Genomic DNA, 16536 nt, shown 5'->3' with positions numbered 1-16536 from the left:
CATCCCGGACTGACAGTCGGTAGTCGAGCCCTACAGGACTGCCGCCTTCAGGGGGACGGAAGGGTCGGCGGCCCGCTCGGGGTCGAGTCGGGCGCCGGACTCGATCAGCTTGCGACCCTGGGCCAGGTCGCGGGGGCGTCCCACGGCGAGCAGGGCGACCAGGGCGCCGTCGCGCAGCCAGAGCGCGGACCAGGAGGGTCCGGCCGGGTCGCCGCGCCGGACGAGCTCCGCGTCGGCCGCGTGGTGTCCGGCGTACTGCACGAAGCGGCCGAACTGCTCGGACCAGAAGTACGGCACCGGGTCGTAGGGCTGCGGGACCTCGCCGATGATGTCGGCCGCGACGGTGCGCGGACCCTGGAGCGCGTTGTCCCAGTGGTGGACCAGGAGCCGGCGGCCGTAGCGGGCGGAGGGGAAGGAGGCGCAGTCGCCGACGGCGTACACGTCGGGCAGGGAGGTGCGCAGCCGGTCATCGGCGGTGACGGAGCCGTCCGCGTCGAGGGCGATGCCGGAGCCGGCGAGCCAGCCGGTGGCGGGCCGGGCGCCGATGCCGACGACGACCGCGTCGGCCGGCAGCTGCCGGCCGTCGGCAAGGACGACCGTGCCGGGTTCGACGCCGGCCACGCGCGCGTGGGTGAGGAGTGCGGCGCCGCTCTCCTCGTACCACTGCGCCATCGGGGCGGTGACCTCGACGGGGAGCGCGCCGGCCAGCGGGCGGTCGGCGGCCTCGACGACGGTGACGGCGCACCCCGCCTCGCGGGCGGCGGTGGCGAACTCGGCGCCGATCCAGCCGGCGCCGACCACCACGATGTCGTGGCGTTGCTCCAGGACGGGCTTGAGGCGGGCGGCGTCGTCGAGGGTGCGCAGCAGATGGACTCCGGGCACGCCCTCGGTGCCGGGCAGGGTGACCGGCTGGGCCCCGGTGGCGACGACCAGGACGTCGTACGGGACGGGTCCGGCCTCGGTGTCGACCTCGTGGTCCTCGGCGCGCAGGCCGGTGACGTCGAGCCCGAGGCGCAGCTCGATGGCGAGGGCCTCGAAGTCGACGTCGAAGGCGGAGTCCTCGGCCTTGCCGAGGAGGACCGCCTTGGAGAGGGGTGGCCGGTCGTAGGGTTGGTGCGGCTCGGCCCCGATGAGGGTGACTTGGCCCGCGTAGCCCTGTTCCCGCAGGGCGACGGCGGTCTGCACCCCCGCCATCCCGGCGCCCACGATCACGACCCGCTGCTGTGCCTGCTTCTGCTCGCTCACCCGATCACCTTACAAATCTGACGCCCTGTCAGGAAGGCAGTTCTTCGACCACGCCGGCGCCGGAGCCCTCCTGGGACTCCCCTGCCCAGGTCTCCTCCAGCCGAACGTGCCCGTCCGCCGCGCGCGTGCCGACGGGATTCCCCCGGACCTTCGAGAGATCGGGCCACTGCGGAGGCTCCCTTACTGGGCGTCGGGGGCGGGGGTTAGTCTGACCGTCAACGTAGAGCACTCGCGGGAGCCCGGACGCACCGGGCTGAGAGGGAGGCTGGCCGGCCTCCGACCGTACGAACCTGATCCGGGTCATGCCGGCGAAGGGAGGGGCTGGACGCCCATGTCGCGTACATCCGACGTCCTCGTCATCGGGGGCGGAATCATCGGTCTGGTCACGGCCTGGCGGGCGGCGCAGCGCGGACTGCGCACCGCGGTCGTGGACCCCGAACCGGGCGGTGGCGCCGCCCGCGTGGCGGCGGGAATGCTGGCCGCCGTCACGGAACTCCACTACGGCGAGGAGACCCTGCTCACCCTCAACCTCGCCTCCGCGCGCCGCTATCCGGGCTTCGTCGCCGAGCTCGAGGACGCCACCGGCCACGACGTGGGCTACCGGGCCTGCGGCACGCTCGCCGTCGCGCTCGACGCCGACGACCGGGCGCACCTGCGCGAACTGCACGCGCTGCAGACCCGCTGCGGTCTGCAGTCGGAGTGGCTCAGCGGGCGCGAGTGCCGCCGTCTGGAGCCGATGCTGGCTCCGGGCGTCCGCGGCGGCCTGCGGGTCGACGGCGACCACCAGGTCGATCCGCGCAGGCTCGCGACCGCGCTGGTCACCGCCTGCGAGCGGGCCGGGGTGGTCTTCCACCGGGCCCTGGCGGAGCGGTTGACGGTGGTACGGGACCGGGCGACCGGCGTACGGCTCGCGGACACCGGTGAGCTGGGCGCGGACCAGGTCGTGCTGGCCGCCGGCAGCCTCAGTGGCCGGCTGGCGGGCGTACCGGACGAGGTGCTGCCTCCCGTACGCCCCGTCAAGGGCCAGGTGCTGCGGCTGACCGTGCCCCGGGCGTACGCGCCGTTCCTGTCCCGGACCGTCCGGGCCGTCGTGCGTGGCAGCCACGTCTATCTGGTGCCGCGCGAGAACGGCGAGCTGGTGGTCGGCGCGACCAGCGAGGAGCTGGGCTGGGACACCACCGTCACGGCGGGCGGGGTCTACGAGCTGCTGCGCGACGCCCACGAGCTCGTGCCGGGCATCACCGAGCTGCCGCTCACCGAGACCCGCGCGGGTCTGCGGCCCGGTTCGCCGGACAACGCCCCGCTGCTCGGCCCGACCGCGCTGCCCGGCCTCCGGCTGGCCACGGGGCACTACCGCAACGGGGTCCTGCTCACCCCTGTCACCGGCGATGTGATGGCCGACCTGCTCACCACCGGCGTGCTTCCGGACGAGGCCCGCCCCTTCACCCCCCGCCGCTTCTCCCCCGTACGTCAGGAGCAGCCCGCATGAACGTGCCGACGAACACCTCCACGAACGTCCCGGCGAATGTCTCGACGGACCTCCCGACGAACGTCTCCGTCAACGGCGAGGCACGCGTCCTCACCGCACCCACGACCCTCGACTCCCTGGTCGCGACGCTGACGGCGGCGCCGTCGGGCGTGGCCGCGGCCGTCAACGAGACGGTCGTGCCGCGCAGCCAGTGGTCCACGACCGTCCTCGGCGAGGGCGACCGGGTCGAGGTCCTCACCGCCGTGCAGGGGGGCTGAGCACGATGTCCGACGACACCTTCCTCCTCGGGGGTACGGAGTTCTCCTCCCGCCTGATCATGGGCACGGGCGGGGCCCCCAGCCTGGACGTCCTCGAACGCTCCCTGGTCGCCAGCGGCACCGAACTCACCACGGTCGCCATGCGGCGCCTGGACCCGACCGTGCAGGGCTCCGTCCTGTCCGTCCTGAACCGGCTCGCCATCCGCGTCCTGCCGAACACGGCGGGCTGCTTCACCGCGGGCGAGGCCGTCCTGACCGCCCGCCTCGCGCGGGAGGCGCTCGGCACCGACTGGATCAAGCTCGAGGTGGTCGCGGACGAGCGGACCCTGCTGCCGGATCCGATCGAGCTGCTCGACGCGGCGGAGACGCTGGTGGACGACGGCTTCACGGTCCTGCCGTACACCAACGACGACCCGGTCCTGGCGCGGAAGCTGGAGGACGTCGGGTGCGCGGCGATCATGCCGCTGGGCTCGCCGATCGGCTCCGGGCTCGGCATCCGCAACCCGCACAACTTCCAGCTGATCGTGGAGCGGGCGGGGGTGCCGGTGATCCTGGACGCGGGGGCGGGGACGGCGTCGGACGCCGCCCTGGCGATGGAGCTGGGCTGCGCGGCGGTCATGCTGGCGTCGGCGGTGACCCGGGCCCAGGAGCCGGTGCTGATGGCGGAGGGCATGCGGCACGCGGTCGAGGCGGGCCGCCTGGCCCGGCGGGCCGGCCGGATCCCGCGCCGGCACTTCGCGGAGGCCTCGTCCCCGGCGGAGGGCCGCGCGGCCCTGGACCCGGAGCGACCGGCCTTCTGAGGGCCGCGGACGCGTTCCACGCGTCACAGATGTGCTGCGGTCGGGGCCGGTGGGGACGGGGGGTCCTCACCGGCTCGTAAACTCAAGGCCGTGGACACGACCCTTCAGGACCCCCTCGTCGGGCAGCTGCTCGACGACCGCTACCGCGTCGACGCGCGCATCGCCGTCGGCGGGATGGCCACGGTCTACCGGGCCGTCGACACCCGCCTCGACCGGGTGCTCGCGCTCAAGGTGATGCACCCGGCCCTCGCCACCGACGTCGCCTTCGTCGAGCGGTTCATCCGCGAGGCGAAGTCCGTCGCCCGGCTCTCCCACCCCAACGTCGTCGGGGTCTTCGACCAGGGCGCGGACGGCGCGTACGTCTATCTCGCGATGGAGTACGTCGCCGGGTGCACGCTGCGCGACGTGCTGCGCGAGCGCGGGGCGCTCCAGCCCCGGGCGGCGCTCGACATCCTGGAGCCGGTGCTCGCCGCGCTGGGCGCCGCGCACCGGGCCGGGTTCGTGCACCGCGACATGAAGCCGGAGAACGTCCTGATAGGGGACGACGGCCGGGTCAAGGTCGCCGACTTCGGTCTCGTACGGGCCGTCGGCTCGGCCACGAACACCACCGGCTCCGTCCTCGGCACCGTGTCGTACCTCGCCCCCGAACAGATCGAGCACGGCACCGCGGACACCCGCGCCGACGTGTACGCCTGTGGTGTCGTCCTCTACGAGATGCTAACCGGCGGCAAGCCGCACTCCGGGGACACCCCGGCGCAGGTCCTCTACCAGCACCTGAACACCGACGTCCCGGCCCCTTCCGCCGCCGTTCCCGGCCTCGCCCTCGAACTGGACGAGCTGGTGGCGAGCGCGACCGCCCGCAACCCCGAGGTCCGGCCGCACGACGCCGTCGCGCTCCTGGCCCAGGCCCGCGAGGCCCGCGCCGCACTCACGGACGAGCAGCTGGACGCCGTACCGCCGCAGGCGCACCGGGAGGACCGCACGGGGTCCGAGGACCGGACCAGCGTGATCCCCCGCGTGCTGCCCACCGAACAGCAGCCGGCACCGCACGCACAGCCGGTGCAGCACACCAGCCGGCTGACGATGCCGCCGCCGGAGCCACGGCCGGAGTCCCGGCGCGCTCCGCGCCGCCCCCGCGGACCCCTCGTCCTCGTCGCCGTCGTCCTGCTGGCTCTCGGGCTCGGGGCCGGGGTCTGGTACATCAATTCCGGCCAGTTCACCCGCGTGCCGGCCGTCCTCGGCAAGACCGAGGCGCAGGCGACGAAGCGGCTCACGGACGCGGGCCTCGACGTCGGCGCGACGAAGCGCGCCTTCAGTGACGTGTACGAGCGGGGCACGGTCATGGCCACCGACCCCGCTCCCGGTGGGCGGATCCGGGGCAACGGCACGGTCGCGCTCACGGTCTCCCGTGGCCCCGAGATCGTGAAGGTCCCGAACCTCAAGGGGAAGCCGCTGGCGGAGGCCAAGCGGCTCCTGGCCAAGGAGGGCCTGGCCCCTGGTGTGATCACCACCGCGTTCAGCGAGGACATCGCGCAGGGCGCCGTGATCAGCTCCGACCCCGAGCCCGGCACCGAGCGCAGCCCGGACTCGGCCGTGGCCCTCGTGGTGAGCAAGGGCGTCCCGATCGACGTCCCGGACGTGGCCGGCGAATCGGTGGCCGAGGCCACGAGCACGCTCCAGGAGGCCGGGCTCAAGGTGGAGGTCGCGACCGAGCAGGTCCACTCCCCCGAGGCGGCCGGCACCGTCGCGGCCCAGTCCCTCGCGGAGGGCAGCCGCGCCGCGCAGGGTGACCGGATCGTCCTCACCGTCTCCAAAGGCCCGCGGATGATCGAGGTCCCGGACGTCGTGGGTCGGTCCACGGCGGACGCCCGCGCGAAGCTGGAGGGCGCGGGCTTCGAGGTGAAGGTCGAGAAGACCTTCCCCTACCTCGGCGACACGGTCTCGGGCCAGTCCGTCGACGGCGGCTCCACCGCCCCCGAGGGCTCCACCGTCACCATCAAGATCAAGGGACTGTAAGAACTCATGCGCAACCCCGTCGGCGGCCATGTCCCCGTGGCCGGCGGCCTCGCCACGACCGGTCTCGCCTACGCCCGCGAGCTGGGCGCGGAGACCGTACAGGTCTTCGTCGCCAACCCGCGCGGCTGGGCCACGCCGGTGGGCAACCCGGCGCAGGACGAGCTGTTCCGCGCCGCGTGCGAGGCCGAGTCCCTGTCGGCCTGGGTGCACGCCCCATACCTGATCAACTTCGGCTCCCACACCGAGGCCACCGTGGAGAAGTCGGTCGAGTCGCTGCGGCACTCGCTGCGCCGCGGCCGGGAGATCGGGGCGAAGGGTGTCGTGGTGCACACCGGTTCGGCGACCGGGGGCCGGCCGCGGGCGGAGGCGCTCGCGCAGGTACGGGAGCGGATGCTGCCGCTGCTCGAGGAGCTGACGCACCCGGAGGACCCGTTCCTGCTGCTCGAGTCGACGGCCGGGCAGGGCTTCTCGCTCTGCTCGCGCGCCGAGGACTTCGGCCCGTACTTCGAGGCGCTGGACCGCCATCCGAAGCTCGGCATCTGTCTGGACACCTGCCACATCTTCGCGGCGGGCCACGATCTGACCGGCCCGCACGGCATGACCCGGACGCTGGACCAGCTGGTGGAGACCGTCGGCGAGGGGCGGCTGAAGCTGATCCACGCCAACGACTCCAAGGACGTCGTCGGCGCGCACAAGGACCGGCACGCGAACATCGGGGCAGGCCACATCGGCGAGGATCCGTTCCGGGAACTCATGAGGCACCACGCGACCGACGGCGTACCGCTGATCATCGAGACCCCGGGCGGGAAGGAAGGGCATGCGGCGGACGTGGAGCGGCTGAAGAAGCTCAGGGGCTGACATCCCCGTTTCCCGTTGAGGAATACCCCTAGGGGGTATACGGTTCTTGCATAGGCAGGAACCGCTACCCGACGTTGGGGGCTCCCATGCAGCACGAAGCGCACGCCCATCACCACGCAGAGCACTCCACGGTGCACTCCAGCGAGCACAACGGTCACGCAGGGCACGACGGTCACGCGGGCCACGAGGGGCACGCAGGACACGAGGGGCACGCAGGCCACCACGGCCACGCGGTCGGCAAGGTCAGCTGGTCCATGGCGGCGAAGGCCACCCTCCACTGCCTCACCGGATGCGCCATCGGCGAGGTCCTCGGCATGATCATCGGCACGGCTCTCGGCTGGGGCAACGCCCCGACGATGGTTCTCGCCATCGTCCTGGCCTTCTTCTTCGGCTACTCGCTGACCCTGTGGGCGGTCGTCCGCGCCGGCCTGAGCCTCAAGGCGGCCATCGGCGTCGCGCTCGCCGCCGACACCCTCTCGATCGCCGTGATGGAGATCGTCGACAACGGCGTCCTGCTCCTGGTCCCCGGCGCGATGGACGCGCACCTCTCGGACGCGCTGTTCTGGGGCGCCCTGGCCTTCGCCTTCCTCGTCGCCTTCCTGATCACCACACCCGTCAACAAGTGGATGATCGGCCGCGGCAAGGGCCACGCGGTGGTCCACCAGTACCACCACTGAACGACCGGGAGTCAGAGCTCCGGGCCGTCCCCCGGCTCCTCCTGGTACGAGTACCGCTGCTCCGTCCACGGATCGCCGATGTTGTGATAGCCGCGCTCCTCCCAGAAGCCGCGGCGATCGGCGGTCATGTACTCCACGCCCCGGACCCACTTGGGCCCCTTCCAGGCGTACAGGTGCGGCACCACGAGACGCAGCGGGAAACCGTGCTCGGCGGTGAGCAGCTCACCGTCATGGTGGGTGGCGAAGATCGCGCGCTCCGAGGCGAAGTCGGAGAGCCGCATGTTGGCGCTGAAGCCGTACTCGGCCCAGACCATCACGTGCGTGACGTTGGCGGCCGGCGGGGCGAGCTCCAGGATCGTCCGGGCGGCCACTCCACCCCATTCGGCCCCGAGCATGCTGAATTTCGTGACGCAGTGCAGATCGGCCACGACCGTCGAGAACGGGAGCGCCGAGAACTCCTCGTGGTTCCAGCACCGCTTGTCGCCGTCCGCCGTCGCCCCGAAGACCCGGAACTCCCAGCGGTCCGGCTTGAACTTGGGGACGGGGCCGTAGTGGGTGACCGGCCAGCCGCGCTGCAGCCGCTGCCCCGGCGGAAGATCCGACTGCCCTGCTTCCCGGTGTACTCCGCTCTCCGGCTGACCCATGTCATCCATGGTGACAGACCGCGAGGGGTGGTCATGACCAGCCAACCTCGCACCCCAGCTCGATTCGGGTCAACTCCCACTAAGCCTGCACTTACTGGACGCTCCCCATCCGTGGTGCGAGGATGCGGCCATCCTGCCCAGTCACGACATAGACATGCGTGGAAGGAGCCTCTGCGATGCAGGGCGACCCCGAGGTCCTCGAGTTCCTCAACGAGCAGCTGACCGGCGAACTGACGGCCATCAACCAGTACTGGCTGCACTACCGCATCCAGGACAACAAGGGTTGGACCAAGCTCGCCAAGTACACCCGCGAAGAGTCCATCGACGAGATGAAGCATGCGGACAAGCTCACCGAGCGCATCCTCATGCTGGACGGCCTGCCGAACTACCAGCGGCTCTTCCATGTACGGGTCGGCCAGACGGTCAAGGAGATGTTCGAGGCGGACCGCCAGGTGGAGGTGGAGGCGATCGACCGCCTCAAGCGTGGCATCGAGGTCATGCGCGCCAAGGGCGACATCACCTCGGCGAACCTCTTCGAGGAGATCCTGGCCGACGAGGAGCACCACATCGACTACCTCGACACGCAGCTGGAGCTGATCGAGAGCCTGGGCGAGAAGCTGTACCTCTCGACCCTGATCGAGCAGCCGAGCTAGCTCACCGGGCCGGGCCCACCGGCGAGGCGACTAAGCGGCCTCAGGTAGCTCGTCCACCTCGGTGAGCTCCGTCGCCAGGGCGGGCATCCCCTGGTCGAGCAGCTCCCGTCGCGGGCAGTTGCCGCGCCCGAGGATGGCCTGAATGCGTCGTACGCACGAGCCGCAGTCGGTTCCGGCCTTGCAGGCCGAGGCGATCTGGCGAGGCGTGCAGGCGCCCGCGTCCGCGTGCTCCTTGACCTGCTTCTCCGTGACACCGAAGCATGAGCAGACGTACACGCGGATTCACCTCCCGCCGAGATCGATAAGGCTAACCTAACCTTACCCGGCACCTACGAGGTGTAAAGCCCTGGAAATGACGTGGGGCGCGGATCACATCGATCCGCGCCCCACAGTCGTACGAAGCTACCTACTGATCACGCTCACTGGTCGCGGTACATCTCCGCCACCAGGAACGCCAGGTCCAGCGACTGGCTGCGGTTGAGCCGCGGGTCGCAGGCCGTCTCGTAGCGCTGGTGCAGGTCGTCGACGAAGATCTCGTCACCGCCGCCCACGCACTCGGTGACGTCGTCACCGGTGAGCTCGACGTGGATGCCGCCCGGGTGCGTGCCGAGGCCCTTGTGCACCTCGAAGAAGCCCTTGACCTCGTCGAGCACGTCGTCGAAGCGCCGGGTCTTGTGGCCGGAGGCCGCCTCGAAGGTGTTGCCGTGCATCGGGTCGGTGACCCAGGCGACGGTCGCGCCGGAGGCGGTGACCTTCTCGACCAGCTCCGGGAGCTTGTCCCGGACCTTGTCGGCGCCCATGCGGACGATGAAGGTCAGCCGGCCGGGCTCGCGGTCCGGGTCGAGCCGGTCGATGTACGTCAGCGCCTCGTCGACCGTGGACGTCGGGCCCAGCTTGATGCCGATCGGGTTCGCGATCTGCGAGGCGAACTCGATGTGGGCGTGGTCGAGCTGGCGGGTGCGCTCACCGATCCAGACCATGTGGCCGGAGGTGTCGTACAGCTTGCCGGTGCGCGAGTCCGTACGCGTGAGGGCGCCCTCGTAGTCGAGCAGCAGCGCCTCGTGGGAGGCGTAGAACTCGACGGCCTTGAACTCGGCCGGGTCGGTGCCACAGGCCTTCATGAAGTTCAGCGCGTTGTCGATCTCCCGCGCGAGCTGCTCGTAGCGCTGCCCGGAGGGGGACGACTTCACGAAGTCCTGGTTCCAGGCGTGCACCTGGCGCAGGTCGGCGTAGCCGCCGGTGGTGAAGGCGCGCACCAGGTTGAGCGTGGAGGCGGAGGCGTTGTACATCCGCTTCAGGCGCTCGGGGTCCGGGACGCGGGCCTTCTCGTTGAAGTCGAAGCCGTTGACCGAGTCGCCGCGGTACGTCGGCAGGGTCACGCCGTCGCGGGTCTCGGTCCCCTTGGAGCGGGGCTTGGAGTACTGCCCCGCGATGCGGCCGACCTTGACGACGGGCACGGAGGCCGCGTACGTCAGGACGGCGCTCATCTGGAGCAGCGTCTTGAGCTTGGCACGGATGTGGTCGGCGGACACGGCATCGAAGGCCTCGGCGCAGTCGCCGCCCTGGAGCAGGAACGCCTCGCCACGGGCGACGGCTCCCATGCGGGCGCGCAGCTGATCGCACTCGCCCGCGAAGACGAGCGGCGGATACGACTCGAGGTCCGCGATCACATCGCGCAGAGCCTCGGCATCGGGGTACTCGGGCTGCTGCGCCGCGGGAAGGTCTCGCCAGGTGTTGCCACCGGTAGCGGTGGTCTTAGCGTTCACGGTCACAACCACCACATTACGGGGTCCGGCGTCATGTCCAGGGACGCGACCAATGAGTGAGACACGCGCCCGGATTGTCCCGGCGTAAGGTTCACGCCTTCGCGTGGTGTTACCCTCACGCGCGTTTAAACATCTGAGGCACAAGCGATCACAGGGGTGGGTGTGACCCAAGGGCACCGCAGGGACCGCAAGAAGAGACGGCTGCTTTACGGTGCGGCGGCGGCCGTCGTCGCCACCGCGACGATCGGCACGATCGCCGTGGCGTCGCCAGGCATCCTGAGCTCTTCGGACGACAAGAACGACGCGAACGTGTCGCTGCAGGCGCAGTTCGCGGAGGCGGCGGACGAGTTCGACGTGCCGCAGAGCGTGCTGATGGCGGTGTCGTACCGCCAGACGCGGTGGGAGTCGCACGACGGCGAGCCGAGCGTGACCGGCGCGTACAACGTCATGGGGTTGACGGACGTCGATCCCGAGGACGTCGAGGTCCACGAGGACGACGAGCGCCTCGCCCACCTCAACGCGAGCGGCCACCCGGACATCGAGAAGACCTTCGACAAGGCCAAGGCGCTGCGCAGCCTGCCGAAGGAGACCGTCGACACCGACGATCCACGGCTGCACACCCTGGACAAGGCCGCCGAGCTGGTCGACGGCTCCGCCGAGTCCCTGAAGAACGACACCGCGGAATCCATCCGCGCCGGTGCGGCGCTGCTCGCCGAGTACCAGAAGCAGGCGACCGGCGACCTGCCGGACGAGGCCGGTGCCTGGTACCCCGCCGTCGCGCGCTACAGCCAGGCGCCGGACAAGAAGGGCGCCGACCTCTTCGCGAAGCGCGTCTTCGAGTCGATCAAGACCGGCGAGCGGGAGCTCACCACGGACGGCGAGCAGGTCGTCCTGCAGGCGGACCCGTCGGTGGAGCCGGTCAAGCCGTCGAACGTGCCACTGGCCGCGACCTTCGCGGCCACGACCGCGACGCCGACACCCGAGTGCCCGTCCGGCCTGACCTGCAACTACGTCCCGGCCGAGGTGCCCAGCACCGGACAGCGCAACTACACGCTCGCCCCTCGCCCGGCCGGCGGTGTCGACATCCGCCAGATCATCGTCCACGACACCGAGGGCAGCTACGCCGGCACCATCGCCGCCTTCCAGAGCGCGACGGCCAAGGGCAGCGCCCACTACCTGATCCGTGCCTCGGACGGTCTGGTCACCCAGATGGTCGAGAACAAGAACATCGCGTGGCACGCGGGCAACTGGACCGTCAACTCGCACGCCATCGGCGTCGAGCACGAGGGCTACGCCATCAGGGCGGGCAGCTGGTACACCGAGCCGCAGTACGAGTCCTCCGCGGCGCTGGTGAAGTTCCTGGCGGCCAAGTACGGCATCCCGCTCGACCGTGAGCACATCATCGGCCACGACGAGGTGCCGGGATACAACGACGCCAAGGTCGCCGGCATGCACTGGGACGCGGGCCCGTTCTGGGACTGGAACCACTACATGTCGCTGATGGGTGCCCCGACGGGCGCCAGTGGCGCGGGTGGCCTGTTCAAGGCGGGTCAGCTGGTCCGTGTGGTGCCGCCGTTCACCACGGCGAACCAGCCCAAGATCACGTACAACGGCAGCACCGTCGCCGCCCAGCCCGCGAACTTCGGCTACCTGTACACCACCGCGTCGACCGCGACGCCCATCAAGGACCCGTACATCCCCAACGTGCTGTGGAGTGACGGACCGAACTGGGGGAACAAGGTTCTGGCGGGCGGCACTTACGTCGTCGCCGAGTCGCAGTACAACTGGACGGCGATCTGGTACGGCGGGCAGAAGGCCTGGTTCTACAACCCCGGCGGCCAGTACACGGCACCGGTCACCGGCTCCCCGACCATGGTCAAGGCCAAGGCCGGAGTGACGGCCCGGGTCTACGGGCGTTCCTTCCCCGAGGCCGCCGCCTACACCGCGGCCGGTGAGGCCCCGCCGACGGACGCGGGCGCCTACCTGACGAAGTACTCGCTCCCCGCGGGCCAGGGGTACGTGAAGGCCGGCGCCGAGGTGAAGGGCGACGACTGGTTCGGCAGCTCCCAGAAGAACGTCGTGGGCAACGACGCGTACATCCCGATCCGGTACAACCACCGCATGGCGTGGGTGAAGGCCTCCGAGGTGGACGTGGTCGCGGGCGCCGCCCCCGTCACCGCCACCAACCGCTACAACGTCATCGCCCGTGACAGCTCCGGCGTCATCTGGCAGTACCAGGGCACCGGCAACGCCTCCTGGCAGTTCCTGAACCGCTACCGCGTCGGCAGCGGCTGGCACGGCTACAACGTCATCACCCCGATGACCGCGCTGCGCGCGGACGGCATCGGCGACGTCGTCGGCCGCGACGCCTCCGGCGTGCTCTGGTACCACCAGGGCAGCGGCAACCCGTCCGCGCCCTTCAAGGCGCGGATCAAGGTCGGTCCCGGCTGGGGCGGCTACGACAAGATCGTCGGCATGCGTGACCTGACCGGTGACGGCAAGGCCGACCTGCTCGCGCGCGAGAAGTCGGGCACGATCTACCTGTACCAGGGCACCGGCAACCCGGCCGTGCCGTTCACCACCCGTGCGAAGCTCGGCACGGGCTGGCACGGCTACACCATCATCCTCGGCGCCGGCGATCTGACGGGTGACGGCAAGGCCGACATCCTGGGCCGCGAGGCGTCCGGCGTCCTGTACATGCACAAGGGCACCGGCAACGCCGCCGCGCCGTACACCAGCCGGATCCAGGTCGGCACCGGCTGGAACATGCACAACGTCATCCTCGCTCCGAGCGACCTGACCGGTGACGGCAGGGTCGACCTGATGGCCCGGGACACCACCGGCGTCGCATGGCTGTACCCCGGCACGGGCAACGCCACGTCCCCGATCGGCCAGCGCATCAAGATGGGTCCCGGCTGGGGGATCTACAACTCGATCTTCTGATTCGAAGAATCGATCCTGTCGATCCCTGAAACGGGGCCCGGCTCGCACCGTCCACGGTGCGGACCGGGCCCCGTTTCCGTGTCCGGCTGGGCTACAGTGCTCGCATGTTCGCGCAGCAGATCCAGAACTGGTGGTGGACCGCTCATCCGGCGGCCCTCTGACTGCGCGTACACCGACACACGCGAAGGCCGCCCGAGGGGCGGCCTTCTCCCGTTTCACGGGGCCGTTCCTCTCCGACTACCGGAAGGAACACGCACCATGGACCTCTCCCGACTCCTGGACCCCTCCTGCCCGCCCTTCGCCCTGCTCCGCAGGCGCACCCCGGGCCGTGATCACGACACCGTCGAAGTGCTGATCGGCGCCGTCCACGAGGCCGAGCGGCTCGCGGAGCTGCCCGTCGGCGCGCTCCCGACACTCGCCCTCGTGCCGTTCCGGCAGATCCGCGAGCGCGGCTTCGACGTCCGCGACGACGGCACCCCGCTCTCCGTGCTGGTCGCCGAGGAGGCGTACGAGCTGCCGCTCGCCGACGCGCTCGCGCAGCTCCCGACGCACGCCGTCCGGGTGGAGAGCGGCGGGTTCGACGTCTCGGACGAGGAGTACGCCGAAACCGTGCGGCGGGTCATCGACGAGGAGATCGGCTCCGGCGAGGGGGCCAACTTCGTCATCCGCCGCACCTACACCGGCGAGATCCCCGGCTTCGGGCGCGCCGACGCCCTCGCCCTGTTCCGCCGGCTCCTCGCGGGTGAGCGGGGCGCGTACTGGACCTTCGTCGTCCACACCGGGGACCGCACGCTGGTCGGGGCGAGCCCCGAGGTGCACGTCCGGATGTCGAGTGGAAGGGACGAGCGCGAAGCGCTCTCGATCAAGGGTGGTGGTGGGAGACGGGCGGGAACGGTCGTCATGAACCCGATCAGCGGCACGTACCGCTACCCCTCCGGCGCGGCGCCCACCCCCGAGGACCTGCTGACCTTCCTCGCCGACCGCAAGGAGACCGAGGAGCTCTCCATGGTGGTCGACGAGGAGCTGAAGATGATGTGCACGGTCGGGGACATGGGTGGGGTGGTGATCGGTCCGCGGCTCAAGGAGATGGCGCATCTCGCCCACACCGAGTACGAGTTGCGCGGCCGTTCGTCCCTCGACGTGCGGGAGGTGCTGCGGGAGACGATGTTCGCGGCGACGGTCACCGGTTCCCCCGTGCAGAACGCCTGCCGGGTCATCGAGCGGCACGAGTCCGGCGGGCGCGGCTACTACGCGGGGGCGCTGGCCCTGCTCGGTACGGACGAGAACGGGGGCCAGACGCTGGACTCCCCCATCCTCATCCGGACCGCGGACATCTCACGGGACGGGGCGCTGCGCGTGCCGGTGGGCGCGACCCTGGTGCGGCACTCCGACCCGGCGGGCGAGGTGGCCGAGACCCATGCCAAGGCGGCCGGGGTCCTCGCGGCCCTGGGGGTACGGGAGGGGCGGCCGCGCGACGAGTCCCCGCGGGCGCCCCGGCTCGCGGACGATCCGCGGGTGCGGGCGGCCCTGGACGCGCGGCGGGCCGATCTCGCGCCGTTCTGGCTGCGGATGCAGGTGAGGTCGGCCGAGCTGACCGGTCACGCGCTGGTGATCGACGCCGAGGACACCTTCACCGCGATGCTCGCGCATCTGCTGCGCTCCTCCGGCCTGGAGGTCTCCGTGGTCCGCTACGACGAGCCGGGGCTGCGCGAGCTGGCGCTCCGTCACGAGGGCCCCGTGGTGCTCGGACCGGGGCCGGGGGATCCATCGGACGCCGCCGATCCGAAGATGCGCTTCCTCAGGGGTCTCACAGCAGAACTCGTACGGGATCACCGGCATGGCTTGCTGGGCGTCTGCCTCGGGCACGAGCTGATCGCCGCCGAACTCGGGCTGGAGATCGTCCGCAAGCGCACCCCCTTCCAGGGGGCGCAGGTGCGGATCGATCTCTTCGGGCAGGAGCAGACGGTCGGGTTCTACAACAGCTTCACGGCCCGCTGCGACGACCGGACCGCCACCGAACTGGCCCTGCACCGGATCGAGGTGAGCCGGGACGCGGAGACCGACGAGGTCCACGCCCTGCGCGGGCCGGGCTTCGCGGGAGTCCAGTTCCACCCGGAGTCGGTGCTGACGATGGAGGGGGCGGCGCTGACCGCGTCGCTGCTGGCCGGAGTGCTGGTCTAGGACGCGGCCGGGACCAGGACGTTCTCGCTGCGCCGCCCCTCGGTGTAGTCGAGGACGTTCTGGACGGTCGTGTCGATGATCTGGCCGACCGCGTCGACCGTGTAGTACGCCTGGTGGGAGGTGACCACCACGTTCGGGAAGGTCACCAGGCGTGCCAGCGTGTCGTCCTCGACGACCTCCAGGGACTTGTCGAGGAAGAAGAGCCCGGCCTCCGCCTCGTACACGTCGAGTCCCACGCCGGTGAACCGGCCGGCGCGGAGTTCGGAGACCAGGGCCTCGGTGTCGACGAGCCCTCCGCGGCTGGAGTTCAGCAGGATGGCGTCGTCCTTCATCATCCTGAGGGCGGCGGCGTCGATGAGGTGCCGGGTCGCCGGGAGCAGCGGTACGTGCAGGCTGATCAGGTCGGACTCGGCGAGGAGCCGCTCCTTGTCGACGTACTTCATGCCGAGTTCGACGCAGGCGGGGTTCTCGGCGACGTCCCAGCCGAGGAGGTTCATGCCGAAGCCGTGGGCGATCCGGCTGAAGGCCTCGCCGATCTTTCCGGTGCCGAGGACGCCGACCGTACGGCCGCGCATGTCGCGTCCCATGAGCCCGTCGAGCCGGAAGTCGAAGTCCCGGGTCCGGTTGGAGGCGCGGACGATCCGCCGGTTCACCGCCATCGCCAGGGTCCAGGCGAACTCGGCGACGGAGTACGGGGAGTAGTACGAGACCCGGGCGACGGTGAGGCCGAGCTGTGCGGCGACATCGAGGTCGATGTTGTTGAAGCCGGTGGAGCGCTGCGCGATCAGCTTCGTACCTCCGGCGGCGAGGGACCGCAGGACCCGGCCGCCGAGGTCGGCGTTGACGCTGGTGGACACGGCCTCGTGGCCGGCCGCGATGGGGGCGGTGTCCTCGGTGAGGAACACGTCCAGGCAGCGGACGTCGTGGTGTCCTGCGAAGGCCTTCTCGATCAGCGGCTTCTCGTCGGCCTGTACACCGAATGCCAGGATCTCCACGACTTTCCCCTC

15 protein-coding genes and 1 riboswitch are annotated in these 16536 nt (G+C 70.8%); of the genes, 10 read left to right on the top strand and 5 right to left on the bottom strand.

What is annotated here, in order from left to right:
- Positions 1–30: 30 nt before the first annotated feature.
- Complete coding sequence (locus ACFV9D_RS31705) at positions 31–1245, bottom strand: NAD(P)/FAD-dependent oxidoreductase (RefSeq protein WP_385153875.1); 1215 nt, start codon at positions 1243–1245, stop codon at positions 31–33.
- A 221-nt stretch (positions 1246–1466) separates the two neighbouring features.
- A riboswitch (TPP riboswitch) is annotated at positions 1467–1579 on the top strand.
- On the opposite strand from ACFV9D_RS31705, the gene thiO reads away from it, so the two are divergent.
- The 6 genes from thiO to ACFV9D_RS31675 all read left to right on the top strand — a co-directional run bounded on the left by thiO (position 1577) and on the right by ACFV9D_RS31675 (position 7342).
- Positions 1577–2734, top strand: coding sequence for a glycine oxidase ThiO (thiO, locus tag ACFV9D_RS31700; RefSeq protein WP_385153872.1), 1158 nt, complete (start codon positions 1577–1579; stop codon positions 2732–2734). It overlaps the preceding riboswitch by 3 nt.
- Complete coding sequence (thiS, locus tag ACFV9D_RS31695; RefSeq protein ID WP_385153869.1) at positions 2731–2991, top strand: sulfur carrier protein ThiS; 261 nt, start codon at positions 2731–2733, stop codon at positions 2989–2991. The genes thiO and thiS overlap by 4 nt, the downstream gene beginning before the upstream one ends.
- A 5-nt stretch (positions 2992–2996) precedes the next feature.
- On the top strand, positions 2997–3791 hold the full coding sequence (locus tag ACFV9D_RS31690) for a thiazole synthase (RefSeq protein WP_385153867.1): 795 nt from the start codon (positions 2997–2999) through the stop codon (positions 3789–3791).
- Positions 3792–3881: 90 nt separating this feature from the next.
- On the top strand, positions 3882–5807 hold the full coding sequence (pknB, locus tag ACFV9D_RS31685) for a Stk1 family PASTA domain-containing Ser/Thr kinase (RefSeq protein ID WP_385153864.1): 1926 nt from the start codon (positions 3882–3884) through the stop codon (positions 5805–5807).
- A gap of 6 nt (positions 5808–5813) precedes the next feature.
- Complete coding sequence (locus tag ACFV9D_RS31680) at positions 5814–6665, top strand: deoxyribonuclease IV (RefSeq protein ID WP_385153861.1); 852 nt, start codon at positions 5814–5816, stop codon at positions 6663–6665.
- An 86-nt stretch (positions 6666–6751) separates the two neighbouring features.
- Positions 6752–7342 carry a DUF4396 domain-containing protein gene (locus ACFV9D_RS31675; protein WP_385153858.1) on the top strand — a complete coding sequence of 197 codons (591 nt, stop codon included), beginning with the start codon at positions 6752–6754 and terminating at the stop codon, positions 7340–7342.
- Positions 7343–7353: 11 nt separating this feature from the next.
- On the opposite strand, the gene ACFV9D_RS31670 is transcribed toward ACFV9D_RS31675, so the two are convergent.
- Positions 7354–7986, bottom strand: coding sequence for a sulfite oxidase-like oxidoreductase (locus tag ACFV9D_RS31670; protein ID WP_385153855.1), 633 nt, complete (start codon positions 7984–7986; stop codon positions 7354–7356).
- A gap of 176 nt (positions 7987–8162) precedes the next feature.
- Between ACFV9D_RS31670 and bfr the strand changes: the two genes are divergently transcribed.
- A complete protein-coding gene (gene bfr, locus ACFV9D_RS31665; protein ID WP_385153852.1) occupies positions 8163–8639 on the top strand; it encodes a bacterioferritin in 477 nt (158 codons plus the stop codon).
- A 30-nt stretch (positions 8640–8669) separates the two neighbouring features.
- Here bfr and ACFV9D_RS31660 read toward each other — a convergent pair whose 3' ends face one another.
- Entirely contained in the window at positions 8670–8915 is a 246-nt protein-coding gene (locus tag ACFV9D_RS31660; protein ID WP_385153849.1) for a bacterioferritin-associated ferredoxin, read from the bottom strand.
- 143 nt (positions 8916–9058) lie between these two features.
- Positions 9059–10411, bottom strand: coding sequence for a class II 3-deoxy-7-phosphoheptulonate synthase (locus ACFV9D_RS31655; RefSeq protein ID WP_385153846.1), 1353 nt, complete (start codon positions 10409–10411; stop codon positions 9059–9061).
- A 156-nt stretch (positions 10412–10567) separates the two neighbouring features.
- On the opposite strand from ACFV9D_RS31655, the gene ACFV9D_RS31650 reads away from it, so the two are divergent.
- From ACFV9D_RS31650 to ACFV9D_RS31640, 3 genes are all read left to right on the top strand, one after another.
- The gene (locus tag ACFV9D_RS31650; RefSeq protein WP_385153843.1) at positions 10568–13348 is read left to right on the top strand and encodes an N-acetylmuramoyl-L-alanine amidase; all 2781 of its coding nucleotides are present in this window, start codon (positions 10568–10570) and stop codon (positions 13346–13348) included.
- A 104-nt stretch (positions 13349–13452) separates the two neighbouring features.
- Positions 13453–13509: a trp operon leader peptide gene (locus tag ACFV9D_RS31645; protein ID WP_385153925.1), complete on the top strand. Its 57-nt coding sequence runs from the start codon at positions 13453–13455 to the stop codon at positions 13507–13509.
- 97 nt (positions 13510–13606) lie between these two features.
- Positions 13607–15529, top strand: coding sequence for an anthranilate synthase family protein (locus ACFV9D_RS31640; RefSeq protein ID WP_385153840.1), 1923 nt, complete (start codon positions 13607–13609; stop codon positions 15527–15529).
- Here ACFV9D_RS31640 and ACFV9D_RS31635 read toward each other — a convergent pair.
- Complete coding sequence (locus tag ACFV9D_RS31635; protein ID WP_385153837.1) at positions 15526–16524, bottom strand: 2-hydroxyacid dehydrogenase; 999 nt, start codon at positions 16522–16524, stop codon at positions 15526–15528. The two genes, ACFV9D_RS31640 and ACFV9D_RS31635, sit on opposite strands and share 4 nt — an antisense overlap.
- Positions 16525–16536 lie beyond the last annotated feature (12 nt).

The sequence above is a fragment of the Streptomyces sp. NPDC059875 genome (assembly GCF_042731085.1).
Lineage (GTDB): Bacteria > Actinomycetota > Actinomycetes > Streptomycetales > Streptomycetaceae > Streptomyces.
This window is presented reverse-complemented; position numbering and strand designations above follow the sequence as displayed.

What these genes read in the sequence shown, in the direction of transcription:
- ACFV9D_RS31670 (WP_385153855.1), bottom strand. Translation starts at nt 7,986, where the DNA reads ATGGGTCAGCCGGAGAGCGGAGTACACCGGGAAGCAGGGCAGTCGGAT.
- bfr (WP_385153852.1), top strand. Translation starts at nt 8,163, where the DNA reads ATGCAGGGCGACCCCGAGGTCCTCGAGTTCCTCAACGAGCAGCTGACC.
- thiO (WP_385153872.1), top strand. Translation starts at nt 1,577, where the DNA reads ATGTCGCGTACATCCGACGTCCTCGTCATCGGGGGCGGAATCATCGGT.
- ACFV9D_RS31640 (WP_385153840.1), top strand. Translation starts at nt 13,607, where the DNA reads ATGGACCTCTCCCGACTCCTGGACCCCTCCTGCCCGCCCTTCGCCCTG.
- ACFV9D_RS31675 (WP_385153858.1), top strand. Translation starts at nt 6,752, where the DNA reads ATGCAGCACGAAGCGCACGCCCATCACCACGCAGAGCACTCCACGGTG.
- ACFV9D_RS31690 (WP_385153867.1), top strand. Translation starts at nt 2,997, where the DNA reads ATGTCCGACGACACCTTCCTCCTCGGGGGTACGGAGTTCTCCTCCCGC.
- thiS (WP_385153869.1), top strand. Translation starts at nt 2,731, where the DNA reads ATGAACGTGCCGACGAACACCTCCACGAACGTCCCGGCGAATGTCTCG.
- ACFV9D_RS31680 (WP_385153861.1), top strand. Translation starts at nt 5,814, where the DNA reads ATGCGCAACCCCGTCGGCGGCCATGTCCCCGTGGCCGGCGGCCTCGCC.